General features: G+C 60.1%; 8 protein-coding genes and 1 pseudogene. 2 read left to right on the top strand and 7 right to left on the bottom strand.

The window, feature by feature from the left end; translation table 11 throughout:
* Positions 1–49: 49 nt before the first annotated feature.
* On the bottom strand, positions 50–4,705 hold the full coding sequence (locus QMK55_RS07595) for a membrane-targeted effector domain-containing toxin (RefSeq protein ID WP_320328978.1): 4,656 nt from the start codon (positions 4,703–4,705) through the stop codon (positions 50–52).
* A 225-nt stretch (positions 4,706–4,930) separates the two neighbouring features.
* Here QMK55_RS07595 and QMK55_RS07590 point away from each other — a divergent pair, with 225 nt between their 5' ends.
* Positions 4,931–6,307: a multicopper oxidase family protein gene (locus tag QMK55_RS07590; protein ID WP_320328977.1), complete on the top strand. Its 1,377-nt coding sequence runs from the start codon at positions 4,931–4,933 to the stop codon at positions 6,305–6,307.
* Complete coding sequence (gene tadA / locus QMK55_RS07585) at positions 6,307–6,807, top strand: tRNA adenosine(34) deaminase TadA (protein WP_102357349.1); 501 nt, start codon at positions 6,307–6,309, stop codon at positions 6,805–6,807. Before QMK55_RS07590 ends, tadA begins: the two co-directional genes overlap by 1 nt.
* A gap of 166 nt (positions 6,808–6,973) precedes the next feature.
* Here the strand turns inward: tadA and cmoB are convergent, their stop codons facing one another.
* From cmoB to QMK55_RS07555, 6 genes and pseudogenes are all read right to left on the bottom strand, one after another.
* Positions 6,974–7,930: a tRNA 5-methoxyuridine(34)/uridine 5-oxyacetic acid(34) synthase CmoB gene (gene cmoB, locus QMK55_RS07580; protein ID WP_320328976.1), complete on the bottom strand. Its 957-nt coding sequence runs from the start codon at positions 7,928–7,930 to the stop codon at positions 6,974–6,976.
* On the bottom strand, positions 7,927–8,706 hold the full coding sequence (gene cmoA, locus QMK55_RS07575) for a carboxy-S-adenosyl-L-methionine synthase CmoA (protein WP_175559565.1): 780 nt from the start codon (positions 8,704–8,706) through the stop codon (positions 7,927–7,929). Before cmoA ends, cmoB begins: the two co-directional genes overlap by 4 nt.
* A gap of 125 nt (positions 8,707–8,831) precedes the next feature.
* Positions 8,832–9,476 carry a lysoplasmalogenase gene (locus QMK55_RS07570; RefSeq protein ID WP_320328975.1) on the bottom strand — a complete coding sequence of 215 codons (645 nt, stop codon included), beginning with the start codon at positions 9,474–9,476 and terminating at the stop codon, positions 8,832–8,834.
* Between the two features lie 2 nt (positions 9,477–9,478).
* Positions 9,479–9,871: a protease inhibitor I42 family protein gene (locus QMK55_RS07565; protein ID WP_320328974.1), complete on the bottom strand. Its 393-nt coding sequence runs from the start codon at positions 9,869–9,871 to the stop codon at positions 9,479–9,481.
* A 258-nt stretch (positions 9,872–10,129) separates the two neighbouring features.
* The gene (lon, locus tag QMK55_RS07560) at positions 10,130–12,547 is read right to left on the bottom strand and encodes an endopeptidase La (protein WP_320328973.1); all 2,418 of its coding nucleotides are present in this window, start codon (positions 12,545–12,547) and stop codon (positions 10,130–10,132) included.
* 1,684 nt (positions 12,548–14,231) lie between these two features.
* Positions 14,232–14,605 (bottom strand): annotated as a pseudogene (locus QMK55_RS07555) (DUF6124 family protein).
* Positions 14,606–15,086 lie beyond the last annotated feature (481 nt).

Below are 15,086 nucleotides of genomic sequence, written 5' to 3'. Positions count from 1 at the left end.
AACCGAAAGCCGTGTGAAATCCGTTTCACACGGCTTTTCTGTTTTTGCGTTACAGCGGTTTTGACCACCCGCCCAGTTGCATGCCCATGTCATCCAGTGCTTGTAACAGCGCTTTCATGCTGGGGTAACGTTTGCCGCTGACCGAAGGCCAGCTCGGGCGTTGGATGTAGAAGCGTGTCCCGTCATTTTCAATGAGGGTGCGCACCAGTTCTTTACTGCGGCTGCGATGGACGATAAATGTCATGTGGGGTTGTTGCTTCAAGGAATACATGCCGTAGCGAGGCAGCAGCTTTTCGAAATCCGCCATGGTCTGCGCAGTCCAGGGCGTTTCGATTTGCAGGCGCAGATCGCCCCTGACCAGTGCCGAACGATCATTTACGCTACCGCCCAACGGCAGGATTTTCCCGGGGTCGACGTCTATTGCGCGCGAAGTCCCTTCGGGAACATCCTCGACGCGAATGCCGATGGCCTCTTCCAGCTCGCTGACGCCGGCAACCCCCTCGAAGTTGTTGGCGTGCGAGTTGCCCATCAACGCTACCCATTTGTGTGCGCCGCGTGCGGACTGGTCCGCGCGGATCATCAAGCGCGCGAAGTAATTCATCATTTTCTGGCGAGCCGTCTCATCGATGGAAGGCAGGTCCATCCCGTTGAGCCGATAACTCGCCATGCAATCGATGGCTTGCACATGGATTCCCTGCTTTCTGGCTTCCTTGACCAGTTCCAGAAACGTGTAGCGCTCCAGCGGGTCGGTCATATTGCCGACATTGAGCGCCTTGAGATAAGCCTCGAGTTTTTCCGGCATGCTACCGGTCTGAAAGAACTCATCCAGTGCGGCTTGATGGAAGTCCGTCAGCAAATGCTCCATGTACAGACTTTTCACCTGTTTGCTGGCCAGCAACTGCATGTTCTCGATCAACCATTGCTTGCTGCCGATGGCGGTATGGCTCTCGCCGATCACCAGGCCGCGGGCATGCTCGAGGATTTTTTCGATGATCTCTTCGGCTGTCGCATCTTCAGCCAAGGTTGGTACGGGAGGGCGTTCGGGCAGGTGCAAGGTGCTGAAAAAGTCCAGCGCGTCGCGATACAGGCGTTTACGAATGGCCTTGAATTCGCGGTAGGCATCGAAACCGTTCAGGCTGTCGTAATAGTCACGCAATGCCTCATCGTTCAGTCCGGCCGCGCCTTCCTCCAGATGTACTTTGAGGGGGGCAGGTACGTCATATTGCGAGGCGGGCAGGGAGGGCAGCGGGCTACGGCTGCTCGAACCGGCCAGCGCCGAAGGTTTGCCACCGCCGCTGAGTCCTGCACGGGGCATGGTTTCCCATTCACCCTGCGGATTCAGGCGGACCGGGATCGAGCGAGTGAAGCCTTGGGGTTGCTCGGGATGGATGACAGCCCAGTGTCCTGTTCCGTTGATGTCGGTTTCGTAGCGTACGTAATAGGCGCTGTCATCGATAGAGATGGCGGTCGAAGGATTCGAGTCGAGCAGATAAATGCCCTGGAGTTTGCCTGGCCCGCTCACGGGAGCAATCCCGTCCAGTAATTCGTTGGCCTGCCAGCTCAGCGGAATGACCGGGTGCGCATTGTCTTCCAGCAATGTTGCAGCACTGGTCGCAGGCCAGCCCATCGGCTTCAGGCCTTTTTCGACAAGCGCCTGTTTCAACTCGTCCAGCGTGTCCACGGTCAGCGACTCATGGGCCGGGGCAAGCGGTGTATCCAGATTGAGCCGGCCGCCGGGCGTCATTCTGATCGCGCTGTCGGCCATGTGGCGCTCGGCATTGCGGTAGACCACCAGCAAACTGCTGCGATAGCGCTGAAAAGTGAACATCCCCGGTTCTGGCAAAAGCGCTCGCAGATTCTGCGGGGTGCGGTACGCCCACGGCGTTTCCACTTGCACCTGCCAGTCGCCCTTGATCAGATTCTGAATGCTGTCCGGATCGCTCAGGCCACCGGCAATCTCTTCGACCGGGGAGTCGGGGTAATCGGCATATTCCACCGCCAGGCCAGGGTCGGAGCCGATGGCCTGTGCCTGCCCCGGCGTCACATCATCGATACGTATGCTCAAGGCGTCGGTCTGTTCGCGGATACCCTGATAACCGCGGAAGGTGCTCATGTTTTCCTGATTGACCAGCGCAACCCATTTGCCTGGGCCAATGAGTTCCTGATCAAAGCGGATGACCTCGGCGGCGAAAAAGCTTCTGCTCATCTGCTGATTGGGGAACGGATGCAGCGGATCCTTATTGATGTTGTAGGTGGTGGACAGATCGAGGGACTGTACCCGGATGCGCTCGGCGTTGGCGGTTTTGACCAGGGCCATGAGGTTGAATCTGCCATCCGGGTCGTTGCCGGCCCTGAAGTCGATTCGGGTCAGGTAGCTTTGCAGTTCCTCGGACATCTCTCCGGTGCGGGCGAAAGCATCCAGATCCAGTTGGTTGACGTTGGCCAACAACTCTTGCAGATACAGGGTTTTCACGCCGTTGCGAGCGAGGTTGGGCATGTCTTCAATGAGCAGTTGCTTACTGCCGACGCTGCCCCGGCTTTCGCCGATGACCAACCCGGGTTTCTCCGTCAATGCGGCCTCGAACAGATCGGTCACGGACGCGACGGGCGTTTGTGTAATGACCGGTGGGCGGAGTACGGGCGGGTGCAGTTCGTACCAGGCGTTGGCATCATTGATCAGCGTTGCACGGGGTTGTTCCTGCGCCAGATCGAATTCGCTGAAAGAGACCACCGCGTCGTCTGCGGCGGGCATCAGCGCACTGCCAGCGCCGTTTTCTGGCTGGACTACGCTGTGCATGTCGATGCCGCCCAGCGTCCAGGCTCGGCGAAACTGGCCTTGCAGATCCGGGCCGCCGAGTGCCCAGGCACGCATGGCCGGATCATCGAGGCCGGGAACATGGATGCCCGGCGCCGGTGCCCAGGTTTCGCCGGTGGCCTCGCTTGCTTGACCTGCTCCCGCGATCATTGGCGTATCAACACCGCCGCGAAGCCCCAGCCTGGGCGCAACTTCCCAGGCACCCGCAGCGTTCAACCGTACAGGGATCGAACCGGAGAAGGCTTCGGGGCGGGTCGGATCGATGATTGCCCAAGTGCCACGACCATTGAGATTTTCCTCAAAACGCACGAAGTAGGCGTTATCGCCGAGGGTGATCGCGGACGAGGGATTGGAGGCGAGTCGATGGATGCCACGGAGTTTCCCGGGCTCGCTGATCAATGTGTCCGCGCCCAATGTCTGCTTGATCCTGAAGGACTCCGGTATCTCTGAGCCAGCCGTCTGCGGTGCCGGCAGATCATTCGGGGCGGGTGACGCCTGGATCGTCGGTGGTGCGCTTTCAGATTGATTGCCCTCAATCAGGTCGGCCATCTCCGTCGCTTCGGCCGCATCAATTTCGGGACCGACTTCGACCAACGATCCCGGGCCTTTGAGCACCAGCAGGTTGAACAGCATGTCGATGCCGCTGAGTACGGCACCGAGGATCCCGGCCTTGCGCTCGGCGGCGGTTTTGCCATGGACCGCCTGATCGATGTTCAGCCCCATGTTGGCAATACTGGCGCCGATTACCGGCAATGCGATTGGCCAGCCCACCACCGCCATTGGCCCGAACACCTTGACCCCGGCGCTGAGGTAGCCGATCCACAGGCTCTTGCGCAGATCGCCATTGGAGGTCAGGGAAAGGCTGGCCTCGGCGAACATCGCCGCCTGCGTCGAGTCGCTCAGCCAGGTGAACGCGTCGCCGCTGACCGTGCGGTTGTGCTGATTGATCATGGAATGGTCGTAGCGGCCCCACGTTGCCACCAGACGATTCATCAGATCGCCAAGGTCATCGTTGATCTGCTGCCGGTCACTCAGCGAGAAGTGCGCAAGGAATGTCTCGCGCGCAGCGGGTTTGTTCATCCGTTGCAACATCCAGAAGTGCAGGTCGGTGGCGGTTTCCAGGACCTGGAAGGCATTGCTTTCGCCGGGCAGGTAGAGGATCTGCCGGCCCTTGGGCGCGACGAAACGCAGGACGTTGATAGCCGCGTAACCGGCAAGATCCAGCGTGCGCACGCTGTTCGGGCAACGGTGTTGTGCCTGCAGCATTTGCAGGCTCACTGGCCAGGTCAGCGGGCCGATCACCGCTTGCGTGACGAACAGGAAGTCCTCGTCGCTCAACTGACGTTTGTCCCGCGCCTGTACCGCGTTGATCAGGAAATTGCACTTGGCCAGGGTGCGAAAATCGCCGCCGCTGGTGTTCCAGAAGTCGCGCAGTTGGGCGTCGTACAGCGAGCTGAAGTCGATGCTCCAGAACTCCTTGAGCACGTCGTTGCCGTGCAGGCGCACTTCATTGCTGTCGTCGAAGGTACGGGCGTCGGGACCTGCGCTGTAGAAACCGGCATACACGTCGAGCAGGTCGGCGTTGTCCTGATCGGCGACGCGAAAGCGGTGAGTCACCAGTTGGGTCAGCGTCATGCTCGAGGTGGGTGTGGCGTGTACATGTTCCCAACCGGTGAAGGCTTTCGTGCTGCTTTGCGAGGCGTCGAAACGGTGGAAATACACCTGATCCGGATCGAGTCCGCGGACGCGGTATTTCTTCAGCAAATCGCTGGCGACTTGTCGGGCAGCGTCCTGCAGGCTCGGGCAGGTCTGGATGACGGTGGCGGCAATAGCCTTGAGCGCAGCCTTGTCTGTGGCGTTGGGCAGTGGGTTTGTCAGTGGGTTTGGCATGTGGGTGAACTCTCGGTCCTTGAGAAAACGTGTGGTACAGGGTGACCCGGTTGCTCGATGCATGTGCACTACATAGTTATGTCACCTGGTCAGTCGAAATCGTGTACGCGCGAGGTGCAACTGCGTCCTTGTGCCGCGCCGGCCTTACTGTTTCGCAATTGCAGGTGTATCGTATTTGCCTTTTGCGGGCAGCCAGCCCGATGCATACGAGAGGTAGTTGAGTTCATGTCCTTTACCCGTCGCCAAATCCTCGGTGGCCTGGCCGGTCTTGTTGTCGTTGGTGTCGGGGCGGGAGGCGCGTCGCGCTACTGGCTGGGCAAGATGGCCGACGCTGACGCAGGCCACGACTACGAGCTGATCGCCGCGCCGCTGGACGTGGAACTGGTGCCGGGGCACAAGACCGAGGCCTGGGCGTTCGGCCCTTCGGCACCGGGCACCGAATTGCGCGTGCGTCAGGGTGAATGGCTGCGGGTGCGCTTCATCAACCATCTGCCGGTGGCGACCACCATCCACTGGCACGGCATTCGTCTGCCGCTGGAGATGGACGGCGTGCCGTACGTCTCGCAATTGCCGGTATTGCCCGGCGAATACTTCGATTACAAATTCCGCGTGCCGGATGCCGGCAGCTACTGGTATCACCCGCATGTCAGCAGCAGCGAAGAGCTGGGGCGCGGACTGGTCGGGCCGTTGATCGTCGAAGAGCGCGAACCGACCGGGTTCAAGTACGAAAAGACCCTGAGCCTGAAGAATTGGCACATCGACGATGAAGGTAACTTCGTCGAATTCAGCATCCCCCGGGAAGCGGCGCGTGGCGGCACGGCGGGGCGTCTTTCGACCATCAACGGCGTACCGACGCCGGTGATTGAATTGCCGGCCGGGCAGATCACTCGGGTGCGCCTGCTCAACCTCGACAACACCCTGACTTATCGCATCAACATTCCCGGTGTCGAAGCGATGATCTACGCACTGGACGGCAACCCGGTCGAGCCGCGGCCGCTGGGCAAGGAATACTGGCTGGGCCCGGGCATGCGCATTTGTCTGGCGATCAAGGCCCCGCCGGCCGGTGAAGAGTTGTCGCTGCGTAACGGCCCGGTGCGTTTGGGGACTTTGCGCTCGGTGGCCAATAACGATGCGCCGACCGAGTGGCCGAAAGCCTTGCCCGCGAACCCGGTGGCCGAGCCGGATCTGGCGAATGCCGAGAAACTCAACTTCAATTTCGAATGGGTCGGCTCGGTGTCGGTCAACGTCGACAATGGCAAGCCGCCGAGCCTGTGGCAGATCAACGGCAAGGCCTGGGACATCACCGACAAGACCTGCGCCGATCGGCCGATCGCCAGCCTGAAACTCGGCCAGAGCTACATTTTCGAATTGAAGAACATGACCCAGTACCAACACCCGATCCACCTGCACGGTATGAGTTTCAAGGTGATTGCGTCGAACCGGCACAAAGTCATTCCGTACTTCACCGACACCTATCTGCTGGGCAAGAACGAGCGTGCGCAAGTGGCGCTGGTGGCGGATAACCCGGGGGTGTGGATGTTCCACTGTCACGTGATCGACCACATGGAAACCGGCCTGATGGCCGCCATCGAGGTGAAGTGATGCGCCAGATTCGCCCCGCTGCGATCATCGACCGCAGCCGTGACCGTGACTTCATGCGCGAAGCCCTGGTCCTCGCCGCACAAGGCGCAGCGCTTGGCGAAGTGCCGGTGGGTGCGGTGTTGGTGCAGGACGGCGAGATCATCGGTCGCGGCTTCAACTGTCCGATCAGTGGCAGCGACCCGAGCGCACATGCGGAAATGGTCGCGATTCGTGCGGCCGCCCAAGCGCTAAACAATTATCGGCTGCCGGGCAGCACGCTGTATGTGACGCTGGAACCGTGCAGCATGTGTGCCGGGCTGATCGTGCATTCGCGGGTGGCGCGCGTGGTGTATGGCGCGCTGGAGCCGAAAGCGGGGATTGTGCAGAGTCAGGGGCAGTTTTTCACCCAGGGCTTTTTGAATCACCGGGTGCTGTATGAAGGCGGAGTGCTGGCGCAGGAGTGCGGGGCGGTGTTGACCGAGTTCTTCCGCGCCCGAAGAGCAAAAAGCCCCTCACCCTAACCCTCTCCCAGAGGGAGAGGGGACTGACCGAGCTGGATGGGCTAAGTCCGTCGACCTGAGATACCGAGTCGAACTCAAGTTTTGAAAAGCTCAATGATCAGCTCCCTCTCCTTGGGGAGAGGGCTGGGGTGAGGGGTGGGCTCACCGCGGTGTTTGAGGGATTGGATTACTTCTTCGCGACAATCACCGCGCGCATCGGCGCCGGCAACCCTTCGATGGTTTTGCTGTGATCTTCCGGATCAAGGAAATCACTTAGCGACTGATACTTCATCCATTCAGTGCCGCGTTGTTCTTCAATCGTCGTGGTGCTCACATCCACGCAACGAATATCGCTGAACCCGGCCCGACGCAGCCACAACTCCAGCGCCGGCACCGACGGCAGGAACCACACGTTGCGCATCTGCGCATAACGGTCTTCCGGCACCAGCACCTGATGCTTGTCACCTTCGACCACCAGGGTTTCCAGCACCAGTTCGCCGCCCTTGACCAGGCAGTCCTTGAGCGCCAGTAAATGCTCGATCGGCGAACGGCGGTGGTAGAACACGCCCATCGAGAACACCGTGTCGAAACCTTCGAGGTTCGGCGGCAGGTCTTCGAACGGGAACGGCAGGTGCCAGGCATTCGGTTCGGACAGGTAACGCTGCACCGCTTGGAACTGGCAGAAGAACAGCCAGTTCGGATCGACGCCGATCACGCTGTCAGCGCCGGCACCGAGCATGCGCCACATGTAGTAACCGTTGCCGCAACCGACATCGAGAATGCGTTTGCCTTTCAGATCCAGATGCGGTGCCACTCGCGACCACTTCGAGTCCGAGCGCCATTCGGTGTCGACGTGCACGCCGAACAGGTCGAACGGGCCTTTGCGCCACGGTGACAGGCCCATCAGCGCAGTACGCATTTGCTCGCGGGTTTCATCGTCGCAATCGGTGTCGAGTTTCAGGCCGTTGAGCAGATCGATTTCACTCGGCAGGATCTTCGGCAAAGCGTCCAGCGCACTTTGCCAGCGCTCCAGATCGCCGTGACCTTTCTCCATTTTCTTGTCGAGTTGCACTTGCAAGGTGTTGGCCCATTCGGCCAGCGGCGTACCGGCCAGACGGCGGGCGAGGGGGGACAGATCAATCATGGCAAGGCAATCAACGAGGCAAAGTTAAGACACTGGAACCACGGCACGACTTTCGAGAACCCGGCGGCCAGCAGGCGTTCCCGGTGTTCTTCGAGGCTGTCGGGCTTCATGACGTTTTCGATGGCGCTGCGCTTCTGGGCAATTTCCAGTTCGCTGTAGCCGTTGGCGCGTTTGAACGCGACGTGCAGATCGGTGAGCAGCGCGTGTTCTTCGGCATCGTTGAAGCGCAGCTTCTCCGACAGAATCAGCGCGCCGCCTGGCAGCAACGATTGGCGAATGCGCGAGAGCAGCGCGGTGCGCTGATCCGGGGCGATGAATTGCAGGGTGAAGTTCAGCGCCACCACCGAAGCGGGCTGGAAGTCGAGGGCGAGAATGTCGCCTTCAATGACTTCGACCGGCAGCAATTCCTGGAACATCGAATCCTGACCGTTGAGGTATTCGCGGCAACGTTCGACCATCGCTGCCGAGTTATCCACAGCGATCACCCGGCAACCGTCGGTGCGCACATGGCGGCGCAACGCTTGAGTCACCGCGCCCAGTGAAGAACCGAGGTCGTAGAGCACGCTGTTCGGCTGGGCGAACTGCGCGGCGAGCACACCGAGGTTTTCGACGATGGTCGGGTAACCCGGGACCGAACGCTTGATCATGTCCGGGAACACCCGCACCACGTCTTCGTTGAAGGCGAAGTCGGGTACCTGGGCCAAAGGCTTGGCGAAAATGCGATCGGGTTCTTTGCTCACGGCGGTTCCGGCGGTGTCGGTGGAAAAGGCCGGCATTTTAGCCAAAGTGGCGTCGGGATGCTTGGGTTGTCTGATAAAGCGGCAAATCAAAAGATCGCAGCCTGCGGCAACTCCTACAGGGGAATGCGGTTTTCTGTAGGAGCTGCCGCAGGCTGCGATCTTTAAAGGCTGGCGCGTTTACTTTGAGAGAACGCCGAGGCGGCGATGCCCCATTGGCCCAGCCAGTAGCTGAGGATGATGACGTAAGGTGCGGCGTGGAATGGCAACACAAAGCGATCAATACCAATCACGCTGTCCGAGAACACAAACGCCAGCGCGCCGCAGGCCGCCAGCAGCGCCGAACGCTTGGGTACGTCAGTGCCGAGACGAGCGAGCGCGCGCCACAGCATCGCACTGATTGCTGTGCCGTAGACGATCACTGGCACCAGTAAAGGTCCGAGCCCGCTGGAAACCAGAAGCCCCAACAGCACCGCACCGACTGCGAGGGCAAGCACCAGCGGCAATATCGCCAGACGCTTGCAGTCACTCAGATAAGCCTTCAGATACGCCAGATGCGCGACCAGAAACGCGCCAAGGCCGAATACAAACAAATCCCCCGGCCAAGCGAGCAACACATCACCCAGCAGCGAGAAAATCAGACCCAGACTGATCCAGCGGCGATAGTCGCTGGGCGGCGCATCGTGGAGCCAGCCGAGCAGCGCCAGCACTGGTAATGGTTTGACCAACAGACACAGTAACGCCGCATGGGTGCTGACACCGTAGAGAAACGTCACCGCGCCCATCAGCGCCAGAATCAGCCAGCCCACGATCAGTTCACCGAAATGGCGCAGTCAAAGGTTTCCACTGGCAGCACTTCTGGTGCCCATGGTTGTTGCGAGGTCAGGCGCAGGCGCCCGGTGCCGGGGGCGAAGGCCTGGAAGCGCCAGGTCGACAGGCCCGCAGCGCCGACGACTCCGGCATCTTCCGGATTGCTGTAGACCTCGGGGCTGAGCGCGCGCAACACGCCGCCAGCGGAATCCTGAATGGCCCAGCGGTAACCGGTGGTCGGGTTGCTTGGCAGCATGATGATGAGGTTTTGCCCGTTGGTGAGCCGTACGGGGCATTCGCTTTGTTTTTCCACGGCCACGTTGTGTTTCGGCTGCGTGGCGCACGCGGCCAGCAGCGAGAGGGCGAGGGGGATAAACAGGCGAGTGGGGGACATAAGGTCAGCGGCTCCGGGCGTTCACGACGAACGGCGAGCATAACTGAAGATGAGACAAAGTGTGACAATGCCAAGCCCTCACCCTAACCCTCTCCCAGAGGGAGAGGGGACTGAGCGGGGGATATTCCAGAAGTCCACCGACCTGAAATAGATCATTGAATCCATAATCGACTCGGTGTTTCAGGTCGATGTATAGCGCAAGGCAACTCGGTCGGCTCCCTCTCCCTTTGGGAGAGGGCTGGGGTGAGGGGCTGTCTGTCAGAACAGGATCTTCGCCACATCGGCAAATTTCTTCGCGAAATGCACGGTAATCCCCTCCTTCAAATAATCCGGCAGTTCCTCAAAATTCCCCCGATTCGGTTCCGGCAGAATCAGCTCGAAAATCTTCTGCCTTCTTGCCGCAATCACCTTCTCGCGCACGCCGCCAATCGGCAGCACATGCCCGGTCAGCGTCAGTTCGCCAGTCATCGCCACGCCTTTTTTCGGCGGCTGATTACGCGCAAGCGAGAGCAGGGCGCTGGCCATGGTCACGCCGGCGCTCGGGCCGTCCTTCGGTGTCGCGCCTTCCGGCACATGCAAGTGGACAAAGGCTTCGTCGAAGAACTTCGCGTCACCGCCGAACTGTTTCAGGTGCGAGCTGACGTAGCTGTAGGCGATCTCCGCCGATTCCTTCATCACCTCACCGAGTTGCCCGGTGAGTTTGAAACCCCGGTTGAGCGTGTGAATTCGTGTGGCTTCGATCGGCAACGTGGCGCCGCCCATGCTGGTCCAGGCCAAGCCGGTAATCACGCCGGTGCCGGACAGCACTTGCTCGTTGCGGAACACCGGGTGACCCAGTGACGCTTCGAGGTCTTTCGGCCCGAGTTTGATCACTGCTTTCGGATCGTCGATCAGCTTCATCACCGCTTTGCGCACCAGTTTGCCCATTTGCTTTTCCAGCTGGCGCACGCCGGCTTCGCGGGCATAACCGTCGATCAAGGCTTTGAGCGCGCTGTCGCTGATGCTCAGGCTGCCCTTGGACACGCCGGCCTTTTCCAGCAGTTTCGGCCACAGGTGACGCTTGGCGATGGCGACTTTTTCTTCGGTGATGTAGCCCGACAGGCGAATCACTTCCATCCGGTCGAGCAGTGGGCCTGGGATCGAATCGAGGGTGTTGGCGGTGCAGACGAACAGGACTTTCGACAAGTCCATGCGCAGGTCGAGGTAATGGTCGAGGAATTCGACGTTCTGTTCCGGATCGAGGGTTTCCAGCAGCGCCGAGGCCGGGTCGCCCTGGTAGCTCTGGCCCATCTTGTCGATTTCGTCGAGCATGATCACCGGGTTCATCACTTCGACGTCTTTCAACGCCTGCACCAGTTTGCCCGGTTGCGCGCCGATGTAGGTGCGACGGTGGCCCTTGATCTCGGCTTCGTCGCGCATGCCGCCGAGGCTGAAGCGGTAGAACGGCCGGCCGAGGGATTCGGCGATGGATTTGCCGACGCTGGTTTTACCCACGCCCGGCGGGCCGACCAGCAGCACGATGGAACCGCTGATTTCGCCTTTGTAGGCACCGACCGCGAGGAACTCGAGGATGCGGTCCTTGATGTCGTCCAGGCCCGCGTGGTGTTTGTCGAGCACCTTGCGCGCGTGCTTGAGGTCGAGTTTGTCCTCGCCATACACGCCCCACGGCACCGACGTCGCCCAGTCGAGGTAGTTGCGGGTGACCGCGTACTCCGGCGAACCGGTCTCGAGGATCGACAGCTTGTTCATTTCCTCTTCGAGGCGTTTTTGCACCTGCGCCGGCAGGACTTTGCCTTCGAGGCGCTGTTCGAACTGTTCGAGGTCGGCGCTACGGTCGTCCTTGGTCAGGCCGAGTTCCTGCTGGATCACCTTGAGTTGTTCCTTGAGGAAGAACTCGCGCTGATGCTCGCCAATCTTGCGGTTAACTTCCGCCGAAATCTCTTTTTGCAGGCGTGCGACTTCGACTTCCTTGCGCAGCATCGGCAGGACTTTTTCCATGCGCTTGAGCATCGGCACGCAGTCGAGCACTTCCTGCAGCTCGGGGCCGGTGGCCGAAGTGAGGGCGGCGGCGAAGTCGGTCAGCGGCGACGGGTCGTTGGGGCTGAAGCGGTTGAGGTAGTTCTTCAGCTCTTCGCTGTACAGCGGGTTGAGCGGCAGCAGTTCCTTGATCGCGTTGATCAGCGCCATGCCGTAGGCCTTGACCTCGTCGGTCGGCTCGGTCGGCTGGTGCGGGTATTCGACTTCCACCAGATACGGCGGGCGATGGTGTTTGAGCCAGGTCTTGATGCGCACACGGCTCAGGCCTTGGGCGACGAACTGCAGTTTGCCGTTTTCGCGGCTGGCGTGATGGACTTTGACCAGCGTGCCGTATTCGGGGAGGGCGCCGGTGTTGAAGTGGCGCGGGTCTTCCTGGGGCGTGTCCATGAAGAACAGGGCCAGGGAGTGGTGGTCGGATTTGCTGACCAGATCCAGGGTCTCGGCCCAGGGTTCTTCATTGACGATGACCGGCAGCACTTGGGCCGGGAAGAACGGGCGGTTGTGGATCGGGATGACGTAGACCTTGTCCGGCAGGTTCTGGCCGGGCAGGGCGAGGCCTTTGCCGGAGGAGGTGTGTTCGATGTGTTCGGCTTCGGTGTAGTCGTCTGGGTTGTCCGGGAATTCTTGCTGGTCGCTCATGGGGCACCTGCGCAATGGGGTATGGGTCTTAGATGGGGCAGGGTTTGGGTGGTTTCAATGGGAGGGGATGTTTCTGCTTGTGTGTTCAGGGTTTTGACAGGGTTCACGCTTTTGACTTGGCGGCCTTTGGGCCGACCAGGTTCTTGGGGTTTTGGGTGTATATCCGTTGGTTCGGGGGCTGCGGCTGGCGGTTTCGCTTTTACAGCGACTCACTTTTCCAGACGCCGAAAAGTAAGCAAAAGGCTTGGCCCCGGCGTACGGCCCTCGCTTAGGCTCGGGTTCCTTCGTTGCGGAATTCATCCGGGCGCATCGCCTCCGGTTTGCTTCGCTGCACCTCCTCTCGATGTGTTTGGCTTCGCCAAACGGTCGCTGTGCTCCCACCCCCGGATGAATCCCTCCACTCAGCCTGCCGACGGGGCCTGAGGATCAAGATCAAGAGCTGCAGCCGAGCTAACGCTCATCCTGTTGAGTGGGGCGGCTTTGCCGCATGGGTGTGCACGCGATCTAAACTGTAGGCTTCGCCTGATCGCGATGGCGGCCTGACAGCCGACCAATCTCCAACTGAACACACCCAACTCAATTGTGGGAGCTGGCTTGCCAGCGAAGGCGGCCTGACAGCCGACCAATCCCCAACTGACCACACCCATTCCAATTGTAGGAGTGAGCCTGCTCGCGATGGCGGCCTACGAGCCGACCAATCTCCAACTGAATGCACCCAATCCAATTGTGGGAGCTGGCTTGCCAGCGAAGGCGGCCTGACAGCCGACCAAACTCTTGCAGGCTGCATGCTATCCCATTGTAGGAGTGAGCCTGCTCGCGATGGCGGCCTACGAGCCGACCAATCTCCAACTGAACACACCCAATCCAATTGTAGGAGTGAGCCTGCTCGCGATGGCGGCCTAGGAGCCGACCAATCTCCAACTGAACACACCCAATCCAATTGTAGGAGTGAGCCTGCTCGCGATGGCGGCCTAGGAGCCGACCAATCTCCAACTGAACACACCCAATCCAATTGTAGGAGTGAGCCTGCTCGCGATGGCGGCCTAGGAGCCGACCAATCTCCAACTGAACACACCCAATCCAATTGTAGGAGTGAGCCTGCTCGCGATGGCGGCCTACGAGCCGACCAATCTCCAACTGAATGCACCCAACTCAATTGTGGGAGATGGCTTGCCAGCGAAGGCGGCCTGACAGCCGACCAATCCCCAACTGACCACACCCAATCCAATTGTAGGAGTGAGCCTGCTCGCGATGGCGGCCTACGAGCCGACCAATCTCCAACTGAACACACCCAACTCAATTGTGGGAGATGGCTTGCCAGCGAAGGCGGCCTGACAGCCGACCAATCCCCAACTGACCACACCCAATCCAATTGTAGGAGTGAGCCTGCTCGCGATGGCGGCCTACGAGCCGACCAATCTCCAACTGAATGCACCCAACTCAATTGTGGGAGCTGGCTTGCCAGCGAAGGCGGCCTGACAGCCGACCAATCCCCAACTGACCACACCCAATCCAATTGTAGGAGTGAGCCTGCTCGCGATGGCGGCCTACGAGCCGACCAATCTCCAACTGAATGCACCCAATCCAATTGTGGGAGCGGGCTTGCTCGCGAAAGCGGTGTGCCAGTCACCGCAAGTGTTGGATGTGCTGACGCCTTCGCGAGCAAGCCCGCTCCCACAAGGGTTCAGCTGTGTGCCGGGGTTCGGGTCCCTTCGACGTTATCCAACACCCGATTCACCGCCAGCTCGGCCAGCATGATGATCTGCTGGATTGCCAGTATCGTCTGTCGCTGCGGGCTGTCCACATAGGCTGCAATGTCGCTGGTCATGATGCTCGCCGAGGCCAGTGATTCGCAGGCGTGGACCAGCAGGCTTTCGTTGTCCATGCCCGGGGCGACCTGGAACATGGTGCTGGGTCTGTGGAATCTGAGGGTCGTGGCGGAGGGTTTCAGGTAGTGGTCGAGGGCGCGTTCGGCGGCGTCGTGGAGTCTTCTCGAATCGAGGGATTCGTAGGGAGATGTCCCATCGGTTTCAGGGGGATTGGTGTTGGTTTGATCATGGTGAATACTCAGTTTTGTGAAGTGGAGCTACCTTCGATTGCCGCGACGCAATCTGGGGTGGCAGCTGTACGCGGGTTCGCGGACCGATAACTGAGAAATCGGCATACCCTCTACGAAGGTATCCCGCGCACAGCCGCCATGAAACAACCAACAGGCACCGACAGGTGCTGTCAGGCTGGCGATTATGCATCAGTTATCAGGCCGCGACGCCCAGCCGCTGAATTTCCAGCGACCTCCAGAGCCTAACCACCCAATTTCCGAGGCACAACCGACGCGACCTGTCGGAAAACTCCCGTGCATAACGCGCGTCTGTAGGACGAACACCGTCCATTGTGGGAGCGGGCTTGCTCGCGAAGGCGGTGTGTCAGTCGGCAAATTAATTGGCTGACATACCGCCTTCGCGAGCAAGCCCGCTCCCACAGGTTTTTCAGCGAATTCAGAACAGTTGTATGCAAAAAAGGCGATGTCCCTCACGAGACA

Source organism: Pseudomonas sp. P8_229 (assembly GCF_034008635.1).
Classification (GTDB): Bacteria; Pseudomonadota; Gammaproteobacteria; order Pseudomonadales; family Pseudomonadaceae; genus Aquipseudomonas.
The sequence above is the reverse complement of the archived record's forward strand: the minus strand, read 5'-3'. Positions and strand labels throughout refer to the sequence as shown.

Bases quoted from the DNA above. Each gene is read 5' to 3' on its own strand.
- QMK55_RS07595 (WP_320328978.1), bottom strand. From the start codon at position 4,705: ATGCCAAACCCACTGACAAACCCACTGCCCAACGCCACAGACAAGGCT.
- QMK55_RS07590 (WP_320328977.1), top strand. From the start codon at position 4,931: ATGTCCTTTACCCGTCGCCAAATCCTCGGTGGCCTGGCCGGTCTTGTT.
- tadA (WP_102357349.1), top strand. From the start codon at position 6,307: ATGCGCCAGATTCGCCCCGCTGCGATCATCGACCGCAGCCGTGACCGT.
- cmoB (WP_320328976.1), bottom strand. From the start codon at position 7,930: ATGATTGATCTGTCCCCCCTCGCCCGCCGTCTGGCCGGTACGCCGCTG.
- cmoA (WP_175559565.1), bottom strand. From the start codon at position 8,706: ATGCCGGCCTTTTCCACCGACACCGCCGGAACCGCCGTGAGCAAAGAA.
- QMK55_RS07565 (WP_320328974.1), bottom strand. From the start codon at position 9,871: ATGTCCCCCACTCGCCTGTTTATCCCCCTCGCCCTCTCGCTGCTGGCC.
- lon (WP_320328973.1), bottom strand. From the start codon at position 12,547: ATGAGCGACCAGCAAGAATTCCCGGACAACCCAGACGACTACACCGAA.